General features: G+C 66.1%; 10 protein-coding genes and 3 pseudogenes. 7 read left to right on the top strand and 6 right to left on the bottom strand.

The annotated features are described in order from the left end of the window. Positions 1–22: 22 nt before the first annotated feature. A pseudogene (locus BJF89_RS19830) lies at positions 23–295 on the bottom strand (GNAT family N-acetyltransferase); the annotation flags it as partial. Between the two features lie 223 nt (positions 296–518). Here BJF89_RS19830 and BJF89_RS17350 point away from each other — a divergent pair. Further along, entirely contained in the window at positions 519–974 is a 456-nt protein-coding gene (locus tag BJF89_RS17350) for a hypothetical protein (RefSeq protein ID WP_075816325.1), read from the top strand. Here BJF89_RS17350 and BJF89_RS17345 read toward each other — a convergent pair. The 5 genes from BJF89_RS17345 to BJF89_RS17325 form a co-directional block, all read right to left on the bottom strand. Next, entirely contained in the window at positions 967–1,659 is a 693-nt protein-coding gene (locus BJF89_RS17345) for an energy-coupling factor transporter transmembrane component T (protein ID WP_083651090.1), read from the bottom strand. The genes BJF89_RS17350 and BJF89_RS17345 overlap by 8 nt on opposite strands. Then, positions 1,656–2,450: a glycosyl transferase family 9 gene (locus BJF89_RS17340; protein ID WP_075816324.1), complete on the bottom strand. Its 795-nt coding sequence runs from the start codon at positions 2,448–2,450 to the stop codon at positions 1,656–1,658. The genes BJF89_RS17345 and BJF89_RS17340 overlap by 4 nt, the downstream gene beginning before the upstream one ends. Positions 2,451–2,590: 140 nt before the next feature. Continuing rightward, a complete protein-coding gene (locus tag BJF89_RS17335) occupies positions 2,591–2,875 on the bottom strand; it encodes a hypothetical protein (RefSeq protein ID WP_083651086.1) in 285 nt (94 codons plus the stop codon). 246 nt (positions 2,876–3,121) lie between these two features. Next, positions 3,122–3,925: a hypothetical protein gene (locus tag BJF89_RS17330; protein ID WP_139312149.1), complete on the bottom strand. Its 804-nt coding sequence runs from the start codon at positions 3,923–3,925 to the stop codon at positions 3,122–3,124. An 83-nt stretch (positions 3,926–4,008) separates the two neighbouring features. Next, positions 4,009–4,836, bottom strand: a complete 828-nt coding sequence (locus BJF89_RS17325; protein WP_075816322.1) for an NAD(P)H-hydrate epimerase — start codon at positions 4,834–4,836, stop codon at positions 4,009–4,011. 442 nt (positions 4,837–5,278) lie between these two features. Between BJF89_RS17325 and metE the strand changes: the two are divergent. From metE to BJF89_RS17290, 6 genes and pseudogenes are all read left to right on the top strand, one after another. Then, positions 5,279–7,628 (top strand): annotated as a pseudogene (gene metE, locus BJF89_RS17320) (5-methyltetrahydropteroyltriglutamate--homocysteine S-methyltransferase). A 114-nt stretch (positions 7,629–7,742) separates the two neighbouring features. Beyond that, positions 7,743–8,269: pseudogene (locus tag BJF89_RS20105) on the top strand (RDD family protein). A 345-nt stretch (positions 8,270–8,614) separates the two neighbouring features. Then, on the top strand, positions 8,615–9,535 hold the full coding sequence (locus BJF89_RS17305) for a (Fe-S)-binding protein (protein WP_255372732.1): 921 nt from the start codon (positions 8,615–8,617) through the stop codon (positions 9,533–9,535). Continuing rightward, complete coding sequence (locus tag BJF89_RS17300; RefSeq protein ID WP_255372731.1) at positions 9,435–10,934, top strand: lactate utilization protein B; 1,500 nt, start codon at positions 9,435–9,437, stop codon at positions 10,932–10,934. The genes BJF89_RS17305 and BJF89_RS17300 overlap by 101 nt, the downstream gene beginning before the upstream one ends. Beyond that, positions 10,931–11,614, top strand: a complete 684-nt coding sequence (locus BJF89_RS17295; RefSeq protein ID WP_075816319.1) for an LUD domain-containing protein — start codon at positions 10,931–10,933, stop codon at positions 11,612–11,614. The genes BJF89_RS17300 and BJF89_RS17295 overlap by 4 nt, the downstream gene beginning before the upstream one ends. A gap of 138 nt (positions 11,615–11,752) precedes the next feature. Continuing rightward, a partial coding sequence (locus tag BJF89_RS17290) for a DUF559 domain-containing protein (RefSeq protein ID WP_139312148.1) occupies positions 11,753–12,886 on the top strand: 1,134 nt, incomplete at its 3' end.

Raw genomic sequence — 12,886 nt, 5'->3', positions numbered from 1 at the left:
CTCCCTGAGCGGACAGCAGGCCTCAGAGAGTGCGCCCCAGCCGGAATCGCAGCGAACTACGGGTCTGTGGCCACTCCGCTGCGATGATGGAGTACACGCAGGTGTCGCGAAGCGATCCATCCGACGTTCTCACGTTCTGCCTCAGCACACCGTCGAGCTTGGCCCCGAGTCGCTCGATAGCGGTCCTGGACTGGTGGTTGTGCCAGGATGTCCGGAACTCCACAGCGGAACATTCCCAGACTTCGAAGGCCTGTATGAGCATGAGAAGCTTTGACTCCGCGTTCGTCCCCGTTCTTCACCGCAGTTGAAAGGCCTTCCTCATGCTCGAAGGACAACGGCTCCAAACGGACTCTCTCACCGGAGAGTTCAACCGGATGCATAATTGTCATGATGAGAGTCTAGTAAGGAGCATTACATTATATGGTCAATCCCCGTGAACACTACGATGCGCTCCTCGCCGAGCATTACACATGGATGCTCGGCGGGGATGTGGAGACACTCAAGGAGCACAGGATTTCATGACGAACCCATCCACAGATGAGGGGCGCAATCCTCTGGAGGCCGCGTTCTCCTCCGAGATCGCAACACTCGAGGAATCATCCGCAGGCCCCGTCGACCCGACGATTCTCGCCATCCTCGATGCATCTAAGGCACCCCAGAAACCCGAAGAGATCTGGAGTGCAGAAGCCTTCGACAAGGTCGAGGCCTCCGTACGCTCCGGCCAAGCCGGGGTATCCGTCGAGGCACTCACCCTCTACCTCGGGAAGTACCTGGTCGAACAGACCGGAGGAACCTGGGGTGTGATGAAGATTTCGCCAGAGGGATGGCCGTCAACCCGCATCCTGTTTGGCGTCTACAACGCCGAACACAGCTCTTTCGCCCCTGTGTACAGCTGGGCCCGCCACGTGGTCGACGGAGATGACTGGATACCACTCTCCTCGCTGCTACTCACACACCCGCCATCGGCTACATGAGCACCCCGACAACAATCACCACAGCGACGGCAACCACCATCAACCACCGGCACACCTGCTGAGCCGTGGAGTCCGCCACCGGCATCAGGAGCGTCCTCGGCCCCGGCTCACCGATGCCCGTCCGCTGCAGCGGGCGGGCACGCTGCGACGCATCGTCGATCAAACCGACCACCAGGGGAAGGACCGTGGCGCCCCGGGCGCGCCATGTGTCCACCTCAACGCCCCGGGACGCCTGGACCTGCCGGATCGTCCTCCAGCGCTGCTGCGCCATAGGCAACAGCCGCACCACCGTCCCCACCATGTAGACCAACGGCGCGGGGACGCTGAGCTGCAGGCGTCGCATCAACGCGTCGGCGTCCACGAAGCTGCCGATCACCAGCCCCGAACACGTCATCGCAGCGAACCGCAGACCCAGGTCCCAGGCGATCCACGCCCCGTCCGACGTGACAGGAATCAACACCCTGGCGACCTCGACATCACCGAAAGGCACGTAGATCAGCGCGTACGACAGGAACGCCGGCACCGACAGCACCAGACCGGTGGTGAGTGCGCGACGCTGGCGACGTCCTGCGAACGAGAGCACTACCGCAAGCAGCAGAAAGGCGCCCGACACCCACGGATTATGCAGCACCATGACCGTGACGATGGCGCAGGCCGCTGCGGTCAGCGGAGTCAGCGGACTCATAGGGTCGCGGGCGATGTCTGTGTCGGCTGTGTCGGCGCAGGATCGGGGTCGAACGTCCTGCGGGACCGTTCCGGCAGGGACCGCACCACCACCCAGACCACGAGGAAGACGATGACCTTGTCCAACGGGTCGGACGTCCACGACTGCAGGAACACCGCCGTGGTCTGCGACGCACCGAGCGACTGGTAGAAGCTCACGAGCAGGCCCGTTCCCGTTCCGGCAGTACCGCCGAAGATGAAGGACGCGACCGGTGCGGACACCAGGGCGGACAGGAACCCCAGGACGAGTCCGGCGACGACGACCTTCCACCAGGACGAGCGGAACAGCTTCCTGACCAACCCAGCCGCCAGACCCATCAGCGCGTAGCCCGCGGCGAACGGCACGATCGTGGGGTTGAACGTCCCCCACACGAGCGCCGAGAGACCACCCGTCGCCAGCCCCGCAGCCGGACCCGCAAGTACACCGACGAGCACGGTGCCGAAGGAGTCGAGGTACAGCGGGATCGGCAGCCCCATGGTGCCCACGACCTGTCCGACGACGATATTGAGCACCAGAGCGACGGGCATCAACGCCAGGGTGCGCACCGGAAGCGTGGAGATCACCGCGATGAGGGCGATGACGGTGGGCACCAGGAAGCCGACCAACGCGATCGTGGTGGATGCGGAGTCCGCCATGGAGGAGAAGTCGGAGTCCTCCGGCTGGTTGAGCACGAGGTAGAGCCACGTCACCGCGTAGATGACGACGGCGATCGAGATCAGTGTGATGCGCAGGGTTCGTGACAGGGGACGCACTGGTTGGCTCCTGGGTGGGGCGGACGTGGGCGCGCGGGGGTGCGGCGCCGTGGCTGCTCCCCTATGTCACCTCGGGGAGCGGGCCGTGACTGTTCACATCTTGCCGAGTCGCGGCGGAGAGAGCAAGGCAGGAATCCGACTCACCGTCGGAGGAGACCATCACCATCCAGGTGCCGGACCTCGCGGTCGCCCACGTCGTCTTCCAGTTCGACGAGCAGCGTCGCGGCCCTCCCGACGTCGGGACAGGCCGAATGTGCTTCAGGAATAGTGCCCACAATCGTCGCGATGAGGATCTCATCGGCCTCTTCCCGGACGGCTGCGCGCGTTCCGTAACAACTGGTGGTTCCCGCCGTGAAACTCACCCGCAGGGCCGCTGGACCGACCTGCTCGAAGGACGTCCACGGGGCGATGCTTTCGTCGGTCATGTCATCGCGCGGCACGTCGTCGGGTGGCCTCACTCCATCGGGCCCCGTCACAGACGGCTCTGCGTAGCCCTGGTCCCCTGGGTCACCGCGGTTTTCTACGGAACATCCGACGAGCACCAACGGGACCAGCAGGCCCGATAGACATTTCAGGCGGGTCAGGCGAGCCATTTTCCTTCCGTAAGTCCGTGGTTCGCAGCGCCAGGTTCAGTTCACATGCATTCAGTGTAACCCAGGTCACCCATCGCCTCAGGGAAGCGCGTTGGCTGCTTCGCGGCTCGGAGCCTGTAGGTCGCGCAAAGTACGTCGTTGTCCCTGGGCGATACATCGTGCTGTCGGTACGTTGACAGGATCCTGGCCTACGACGACCGCGGTACATGCCAGCAGAGTCAATGCCGCCTCTATCGGCAGGTCGTCCTGCAACCCGGTGGCAGCGACTGCCCCTGCAATCACCTCGGGCATACCTTGGACTCGCGACGCCTCCGTCGTTGTCCGCACCAGGAATGTCTTGTTGCCACGGCAGTAGACAACCGCGGTGCCGGTGAGAATGACTCCGTATCCGGTGCAGGCAGTCAGCTCTTCTGCAGCGGTGACCGGATCCCACCGGTTGGGCTGCACCTCATCATCGCGCTCACCGCACCAAGCGTCCAACGCTGCGTCAGCCGTGGGACGGTCCACAACCAGGACAGACCGCTGGCCGTCCAGCCGCTCCGGTGGCCGACGTCCCTGATCCAACCAGTCTCGGACGGCATCACGGGTCACCACGAGCTTGTATGCCATCTCCACCCGTGCCGTCAATCTTCCGGAACAGAGCACGTGAGGTAGGGCAGTTTCCCGTACGTCCCCGTCACTCACCTCAGTCTCCGGATATGTGTTGCCGAGCCTGTGTACCGCGTCTTCATCTGCGAGAAGATCCACCGGACGGACTCCGGTCGCCCCCGCGGCGACAAGTAACGGCGCGCCCGGCCGACGGGGAGGAGCGCCGAGGATACATACATGAGACGCCGACTGCAGTCGACGCCGGACGTCGAACAACAGATCCAGGTTTCCCATCACCTCCGGATGATAGACAGCGCCGTGACCGCCGCTGTCCGGGTACGCTGGAACAGCCTTCTCCGGCGAGGGGTCCCGGACGATCACTCCACTACGCGTCCGGACGGAGAAATACTTGTGCGTGTCGAAGAGTCCATGTCAGCAGCATCGGCGGCACGGAGACGCTCATCCTCCGCACGCCGGAGCAGCCTGCCGAGCCCACCGGGGACGTAAACGAGGCGACCACAGTCCTCCCTCAGCAGATGTGCTGCACGTAGGCCGCCAAGGACGACCGTCGTCGCTGCCGTGAATCCTCCCTGGGCAGGTTGAGCACGTTCAGACGCCGGAACAGTACGCCCGCTGTCCGGGAGCATTCCTGTGGGGGAATCAATAGCCACATCCACGTGACAAGCCCAGGCTGTCGCCGGGCCGCAGAGACGTCCGTCAATTCCCCTGCCGCAGATCGCGTCGACAGTGATGCAGAGCTCCCCGCCCTCATCGTTAAACCGTCGGGAAGTGAGTTGCCCTCCGTACGCCAAGAACCTCTCCAGCAGCTCGTGTGCTTCAGGTGTAGCGTCGTCTCGCCACAGAACCCGCTGGTCGTCGTAGAAGCCCGGGTACAGGTCCGGGTTGTCCCCGTCCCGGGGGACAGGAAGCAACTCGACCTCCCCCCGGTAGCCACGGTTCACCAGCAACGACGCCGCCCGCAGGCCGGCGCGACCGTTACCGCCCGCCCCAACCAGTATGAACACGGGAACAGGGTGGTCACGACGCTGTTGTTCGACCTCGACACAGGCCGCGACTGCCTGAGCTTCCTGGTCGTAACGTTCCTCACGATCGCGTCGGGTACGCCAGTCCTCTGGCTCGGGTGCACCGTCGGCCCACTCCTCCAGTGCCGCGCGGTACTGCTCTCCCGTGTAAACACTCCACATTCTTCCGACGCTACGCGAGGTGCGCTGCGCCCAGAACCCGGTCGAGCCCGGTTCTTGTCAGCTGAGTCACCCCTGGGATCACGAAATCGTCGATTACTGACCTGAGCAGTGACTCAGATGGCCAGGGGCAGAACAGGCGATGCAACAGGCGACACGAGGCGAATGACGTGACGGACTTGACAGACTAAGCGGTCTACTGGTTACCTTGGTCGCGAAGCAGTCGACGAGAGTCGAGTTCCCCTCCTGGAGCCCCGGACGAGGCGGAACCTGCGGAAACATGACGTCCTGACCCAGTCGGGACGTGTGCGTTCTGCAGCATGTGGTCTATCGTGAACCGCCCCTTTCGGAGTGCGGTCGCGGCAGCACCGGGGCACCGCCCTGTGCCACATGTGACTCACCGGTCGACGGCGAGAACCGTACATCCACATGTGAAGGATCATTTGTGACCGCACAGATCAACGCCACCGTCGCCGGGGTTCCGCGCATCGGCCCGAAGCGCGAGCTGAAGAAGGCCCTCGAGACCTACTGGAAGGACGACTCCACCGGCCGCAACCTGGCCACCGTCGCCACCCAGCTGGTCAACCAGCAGGCCGACAACCTCACCGAGGCCGGCCTGGACTCCGTCCCCACCATCGGCCGTAGCTTCTACGACTCGATGCTGGACACCTCCGCCCTGCTCGGTGCTCTGCCCACCCGTGTCGCCGACATCGACGACCACGGCAACGACGGCCTCCCCGCCTTCATCGACCGCCTCTTCGCGGCCGCCCGCGGCACCGCGGATCTGCCCGCCAGCGCGATGACCAAGTGGTTCGACACGAACTACCACTACATCGTGCCGGAACTCGCCGCCGACACCGAGTTCCGTCTCGACGACGCCGCGCTGCTCGCCGACCTGGGTGACCAGATCACCCGCGGCACTGCCGCCCGTCCGGTCATCATCGGCCCGCTGACCTACCTGGCACTGGCCCGCACCACCGACGGTTCGGACGCGCTGACCCACCTCGAGGAGATCTTCGAGGCCTACGCCCGCCTGCTGCCGCGTCTCGCCGAGCGCGGCGCGACCTGGGTCCAGTTCGACGAGCCCTACCTCGTCACCGACGTCGACAAGGACGACGCCCGCAAGGCCGACCTCCTGGCCCGCACCCGTGCCGGCTACGAGAAGCTCGTCGGCGCCGCAGGCGACACGAACCTGCTGGTCCAGACCTACTTCGGCGACGGCGACCTGGCCGTCAAGACCCTGTCGGGTATCGGCATCGCCGCTTTCGGTGTCGACCTGGTCACGGGCCGCACGGATGAGCGTCAGGCCGACGACACCAACGTCGCCGACGCGACCTGCTCCCCTCCTGGACCGGTACCGAGGAAATCCTCGCCGGTGTGGTCGACGGCCGCAACATCTGGCGCACCGACCTGGCCCGCGCCCTGGAGACCCTGAAGGCTCTCGCGAAGCGCGGCCCCGTCGGCGTCTCCACCTCGTCCTCCCTGCTGCACGTCCCCTACTCCCTCGCCCAGGAGACCAGCCTCGACGACGACGCCGAGCTGCGCAGCTGGCTCGCCTTCGGTGCCGAGAAGGTCGCCGAGGTCGCCGTCCTGTCCCGTCTGCTCAACGGAACCGAGACCGAGGACGACAAGGCCGCCGTCGCCGAGGCCCATGAGGCCGTCGCATCCCGCCGCAACTCGGAGCGCACGCGCAACAGCGCACTGCGTACCCGGACCGACGCCGTCACCGACGCCGACCGCAGCCGTAACCCCTTCGACCAGCGCCGCGAGGTGCAGGACGAAGAACTCGGTCTGCCGCCGCTGCCGACGACCACGATCGGCTCCTTCCCCCAGACCACGGAGATCCGCCAGGCCCGCGCCAAGCTGCGCAAGGGTGAGCTCACCCTGAGCAGTACCACGAGGCCATGGTCAACGAGGTCAAGGACGTCATCGACCGCCAGGAGGCTCTCGGTCTGGACGTGCTGGTCCACGGTGAGCCCGAGCGTAACGACATGGTTCAGTACTTCTCCGAGCAGCTCGAGGGCTACCACTCCACCGACCTGGCCTGGGTCCAGTCCTACGGTTCCCGCTGCGTGCGTCCGCCGATCCTCTTCGGTGACGTCACCCGCCCGGAGGCCATGACCGTCGAGTGGTTCAAGGTCGCGCAGTCCTTCACCGACAAGCCGGTCAAGGGCATGCTCACCGGTCCGGTCACCATGCTCGCCTGGTCCTTCGTCCGCGACGACCAGCCGCTGGGTGCCACCGCAGACCAGGTAGCCCTCGCCCTGCGTGACGAGATCTCGGACCTGGCCGACGCCGGTGCGAAGATCGTCCAGGTCGACGAGCCCGCCATCCGTGAGCTGCTGCCGCTGCGTGCATCCCAGCAGCCCGCCTACCTGGCCTGGGCCGTGGGATCCTTCCGCCTGGCGACCGCCGGCGCGGAGGACGCGACGCAGATCCACACCCACATGTGCTACTCCGAGTTCAACGAACTCATCGGCACCGTGGGCGACCTGGACGCCGACGTCACCTCCATCGAGGCGTCCCGTAACGGCATGCGTGTGCTGCACGCCCTGCGCGACTCCGGCTTCGAGCTGGGTGTGGGGCCGGGTGTGTGGGACATCCACTCGCCGCGTGTCCCGGAGCAGGACGAGGTCGACACCCTGCTCGCCGAGGCTCTCGAGGCCGTCCCGGCCCGCCAGCTGTGGGTCAACCCGGACTGCGGTCTGAAGACCCGTGGCTGGGACGAGACCACCGCCTCCATCAAGGTGCTCGTCGCTGCCGCCGAGAAGGCCCGCGCCAGCGTCAACGCATAGGTTCTCTCTGAGCTCACACAGCAACCCCAGAGGCTGGTCTGTCCAGCCTCTGGGGTTGCTGCTCTATGCTGAAGACCCGCATTTACCCGATGTACCGAAGGACGCAAGAACGCCATGACCAACAATTCCAACCCCTATGACGGCGTCCCCTCCTACGGGGCCTACAACAACGACCCGTACGGGCAGGACCCGAACCGTCTGGTCCCGAACAACCGTCCCGGCGCGGGCCGCCGCCTGGGAGCGACACTCATCGACGGAGTGATCATCGCGCTCATCTCGACGGCGATCACCTCACTGGTCGGCGTGGACAGCGCTGACATCAGCGCCGGATCGATGTTCACCACGAGCCTCGTCATGATCATCGTGTGGCTCATCGCCCGTGTCGGCAGCGAGGTCGCCTGGGGCGCCAGCCCGGTAAGCGGATCCTCGGCATGAAGGTGGTCACCGCGGACGGCTCCACCCCTGACGCCGTGGCTTCCCTGAAGCGCAACAGCTGGATCATCAGTCAGATCATTCCTTTCATCGGTGGTCTGGTCCAGATCGCCCTGCAGATCTTCATCGGCGTCGGCATCGCGAATGACCCGGAGAAGCGGTCCTGGTTCGACAAGCTGGGCAACCTCACCGTGGTGCGTACCCAGTAACACGACCGTCTCCACAAGCAACCCCAGAGGCTGGTAACCACGGCCTGTGGGGTTGCTTCTGCGTAGCAGGCATCTCCCCCATGCACGCTCGCCCCGGTCCTCTCCCTTCCACGCCGTGACCAGCTGTGGTCGGACCACACTGTGTTATCTGCATAAACATGCCCTCCCCCGCCTCATCGCATCGTCGCACACCTCTGGTCGACGGGTCTACAGTGGAACATCAGGACGCCCCGAAGGCCTCTTTCAACGTCGGCTGACTACCGCACGCGCCCCGGACGTCCCCGGCAGAAGCAGAGCTGGAGAAGAGCTGCTGTATTCCACAACTTGAGACGAGGGACGATTCCCATGAAGATCGCGTTGTTCGCGACATGCATCGTCGACGCCATGTACCCCGAAGTGGCGAAAGCGACCGTCACCATCCTCGAGCGGTTGGGGCACCAGGTGGTGTTCCCCGAGCGTCAGGCGTGCTGCGGTCAGATGCACATCAACTCGGGAAAATTCACCGACGCCTACCCCGTGGTCCGTAACCACGTCCGGGCGTTCGAGGAATCGGACTGGGACTACGCCATCGCTCCCAGCGGCTCCTGCGTGGCATCCCTGGGCCACCAGCACCCGATGATCGCCGACTACAACGGGGACGCCGCACTGGCGTCCCGTGCCACGGACATCGCCGACCGCACCTACGAGCTGTGCCAGTTCCTCACCGACATCCAGGGCATGACCGATGCCGCCGCCGACCTGGGGAGCTGGTTTCCCCACACGGTTGCCTACCACCCGTCCTGCCACGGTATGCGACTGCTGCGGCTCGGCGACCGGCAGCGTGACCTCCTCGCCTCGGTGGAGGGGCTGGAGTTGCGCACCATCCAGAACGAGGACATCTGCTGCGGCTTCGGCGGCACGTTCTCGGTGAAGAACCCGCAGGTCTCCGGCGCCATGCTCGGCGACAAGGTCGAGGCGGTCATCTCCAGCGGCGCATCGGTGTGCACCGGCGGCGACGTGTCCTGCCTGATGCACATCGGCGGCGGTCTGTCACGCACCGGGCGACTCGTCCCCGGCGAAGGGCCGTCCCCACCTCGGTGCACCTCGCCCGGATCCTGGCGTCCACGAAGGACAACCCCCTCCTGCTGGCGGACGAAGGCGCCACGGTCACCGGGGGTGCACTGCGATGAGCTCCCGCACCGTCCTCGGCATGCCGACCGTCCCGGGCAGCGGCAACCTGCTCGAGACCCACCCCTTCCCCGAGGTCGCCGAGCACGAGCTCGGTAACGTCCAGATGCGCAGCAACCTGCAGCACGCCACCCAGACCATCCGCGGAAAACGCGCCGCCCGGGTCGGCGAGATGCCCGACTGGGAAGCACTGCGGGACGCCGGTTCCGCGGTCAAACAGGACGTGATGGCCCGTTTGCCGGAGCTGCTCCAGCAGTTCGAGGAGGCGTTCACCGCCCGCGGCGGACACGTCCACTGGGCGCGGGACGCCGACGAGGCAAACCGCATCGTCGAGGATCTCGTGACCACCCACGCTCCCCTCACTGACGACGGTGTCCGCGAGGTCATCAAGGTCAAGTCGATGGCCACCCAGGAAATCGGGCTCAACGAGTACCTCGAACCCCGCGGCATCTACGCCTTCGAGACCGACCTCGCCGAACTCATCGTGCAGCTCGGCGGCGACAAACCCAGTCACATCCTCGTTCCCGCGATCCACCGCAACCGTGACGAGATCCGCCGCATCTTCCTCAACGGCATGGAGGACGTCGACCCCGACCTGGACAACAACCCCGAGCACCTTGCCGAAGCCAGCCGCCGGCACCTGCGCCGCAAGTTCATGGAGACCAAGGTCGCCATCTCCGGCGCGAACTTCGGTATCGCGGACACGGGCACACTCTCGGTGGTGGAGTCCGAGGGCAACGGGCGGATGTGCGTCACCCTGCCCGAGACACTGATCACCGTGATGGGCATCGAGAAGCTGCTCCCGACCTTCCAGGACCTGGAGGTCTTCATGCAGCTGCTGCCCCGCTCGTCCACCGGCGAAAGAATGAACCCCTACAGTTCCTTCTGGACGGGGGTGACTCCCGGCGACGGCCCCCAGAACGCCCACGTGATCCTGCTGGACAACGGGCGCACCCGGGCACTGGCCGACGAGCACGGACGCCAGGCGCTGCACTGCATCCGGTGTTCGGCGTGCATGAACGTCTGCCCGGTCTACGAACGCACCGGTGGCCACGCCTACGGCTCGGTCTACCCCGGGCCCATCGGTGCGATCCTCACGCCGTTGATGACGGGTGTGGACGAGTCCGAGAACGGCTCACTGCCCTACGCCTCCTCGCTGTGCGGCTCCTGTTACGACGCCTGCCCGGTGAAGATCAACATCCCGGAGATGCTCACCCGGTTGCGCAACGAGGACCAGGAGGTCAACCACCGCCGCCGCGTCCCTGAGACGCAGTTGGATGCTGCCCTGGACGGTGCGAAGTGGCTGATGAGCGACGGGCGACGTATGGGCGCCGCCGAACGCGCCCTGCCCCTGGTCCACAAGGTCAGCCCCTCCAGGGGGATGACGTCCCTGCCCGGACTCGCCGGAAAATGGACGAGCTCGCGGGACGTTCCCCAACCGCCTCCGGAGTCCTTCCGCAGCTGGTTCCGTAAACACCGGAAGGGAGAGGACGAATGACGGACTCACGTAGTGATGCCCGGACGGAGATCCTGGCTCGGGTGCGCTCCTCGTTGGGACTACGCGACGGGCAGGACAGTGCCGGGGCCGTGGAGGTACCCCGTCAGTACCGTTCGACCGGCTCGCTGGACACCAGTGCCCTCGTTGACCTGCTCGTCGACCGGTTGGAGGACTACGATGCCACCGTCGAGCGCACGGGCGGGACGTCCGAGGAGATCGCTGCCGCAGTCCGGCATTTCCTCGAGAAGTCCGGTGAGGATTCCGCCGAGTCACGCATTGTGATTCCCGCGTCGCTGGATCATGCGTGGGTCGATGCCGTGGAGGCGGAGGTTCTCGATGATTCTGCGGATTCCCCGGTGGACCTTGATGCGCTGGACGGTGTCGATGCCGTGGTGACGGCGTCGGCCGTGGCGGTGGCGGACACGGGCACCATCATGCTTGTCGGACCGGACTCGGGACGCCGGGCGACGACGCTGGTACCCGACCACCACATCGTGGTGGTGAAGGTCGAGGACATCGTGGAGATCGTGCCCGAGGCCATCTCGAAACTGACCGGCGACGGCCTGAACGAACTGCCGGTGACGATGGTCTCCGGGCCGAGCGCGACGGTGGACATCGAGCTGATCCGAGTACAGGGCGTGCACGGGCCCCGCACCCTGGACGTGATTATCGCGGGCTAGCGTCCGGCCCACACCGTCCTGCCCACACCACCCGACGCAGCAACCCCGGAGGTCGGTGCGACCAACCTCCGGGGTTGCTGCGTGCCAGGTCCCGGCGCGAGGGAACCCCGGCACACCTGTGCCGAGTCTCTCTCCACCATGGACCGTTCCCTCCCGACGCATCGTGGCCCCGCGCATACCCGCCGAGCCTTCCCCCGGACTCTTCCGCAGCGTCGCCGTGACCTGTTGGCCTCCGGTGCCGTGACCCGGTGGAGGCTCGACCGGTCCTACGTCACCGTCGCCTCGGGGTTGGTCGTCCCGCGTTCGTCACTTCCGGAGGACGCCCGGCTCTTCGGGAGTTTCCCGGCGGACGCCGTCACCCGCGCCCGCGCCCACTCGATGAACAATCCGGGTGCGGTCGTCGGTGAGTGGGGAGCCGCAGCGCTCCACGGTCTCTGGACGGACTGGCCGGACTCCGCGGCCACCGTCCTGCTCGCCGACCGTGGGTCCAAGGGCAGCTCGAACTCCCGGGCCGCTGCCCGTCTCCCCCTCCGCCCGGTGTTCCGTCGGTTGCCGCACGGACTCCCGGTCACCCATCCCGACCGGCGTCTCCCGGCGCTGCGCGTCGTGGATCCGGCAACGACGGCCGCACAGTGTCTCTGGTCGATCCTGCACGGGAGACACTCCTGGTCTCACCTGCGTCTGCCGGGAATCGACGACCGGATCTACCGCGCGGTGCAGTTCGTGGACGCATTCACCCAGTGCACGCGCCTGACCCACGAGGACATCTGCGCAGCCTCCGCCGACCGCGTCGATGCGAGGACGGTCGGAGAGGTGGTCGGCATGTGCGACTACGGTGCACAGTCGCCGATGGAGACCGCACTACGGCTCATCGTCGCCCCGCTGTTGCCGGCTGGACTCGCCTGGGAGTCGCAGGTCAGGGAGGACGCCGAGGGCCGGATGCTCCCCGGTGGCACAGTTCCCGACCTGGCCTGTCGTGAGCTGCGGGTGGCCCTCTACTACGACGGCGGCCACCACGACAGCCTCCAGCAGCGCGAGACCGACCTGCAGCTCACGCAGGCGATGATGAACGACGGCTGGGAAGTCTGTCGGTTCACCCGACACGGGATCCGGTCGCCCGCCCGCGTCCTCCGTACCGTCGGGGATGGACCACTCCAGGACGTCCAGGCCGTGGGTCTGCAGGCCGGACCGCACCGCAGTGGCCCGGTCGTCGGCGCTGATGTCTTTCACCGGCACCGGAGTGGAGGACAGCTCGATCGCGCCGAGACGTCG

It is taken from the genome of Corynebacterium sp. CNJ-954 (genome assembly GCF_001942345.1).
Taxonomy (GTDB): Bacteria; Actinomycetota; Actinomycetes; order Mycobacteriales; family Mycobacteriaceae; genus Corynebacterium.
The sequence above is the reverse complement of the archived record's forward strand: the minus strand, read 5'-3'. Positions and strand labels throughout refer to the sequence as shown.

Bases quoted from the DNA above. Each gene is read 5' to 3' on its own strand.
- BJF89_RS17300 (WP_255372731.1), top strand. From the start codon at position 9,435: ATGAGCTCCCGCACCGTCCTCGGCATGCCGACCGTCCCGGGCAGCGGC.
- BJF89_RS17295 (WP_075816319.1), top strand. From the start codon at position 10,931: ATGACGGACTCACGTAGTGATGCCCGGACGGAGATCCTGGCTCGGGTG.
- BJF89_RS17325 (WP_075816322.1), bottom strand. From the start codon at position 4,836: ATGTGGAGTGTTTACACGGGAGAGCAGTACCGCGCGGCACTGGAGGAG.
- BJF89_RS17345 (WP_083651090.1), bottom strand. From the start codon at position 1,659: ATGAGTCCGCTGACTCCGCTGACCGCAGCGGCCTGCGCCATCGTCACG.
- BJF89_RS17350 (WP_075816325.1), top strand. From the start codon at position 519: ATGACGAACCCATCCACAGATGAGGGGCGCAATCCTCTGGAGGCCGCG.
- BJF89_RS17335 (WP_083651086.1), bottom strand. From the start codon at position 2,875: ATGACCGACGAAAGCATCGCCCCGTGGACGTCCTTCGAGCAGGTCGGT.
- BJF89_RS17305 (WP_255372732.1), top strand. From the start codon at position 8,615: ATGAAGATCGCGTTGTTCGCGACATGCATCGTCGACGCCATGTACCCC.
- BJF89_RS17330 (WP_139312149.1), bottom strand. From the start codon at position 3,925: ATGGGAAACCTGGATCTGTTGTTCGACGTCCGGCGTCGACTGCAGTCG.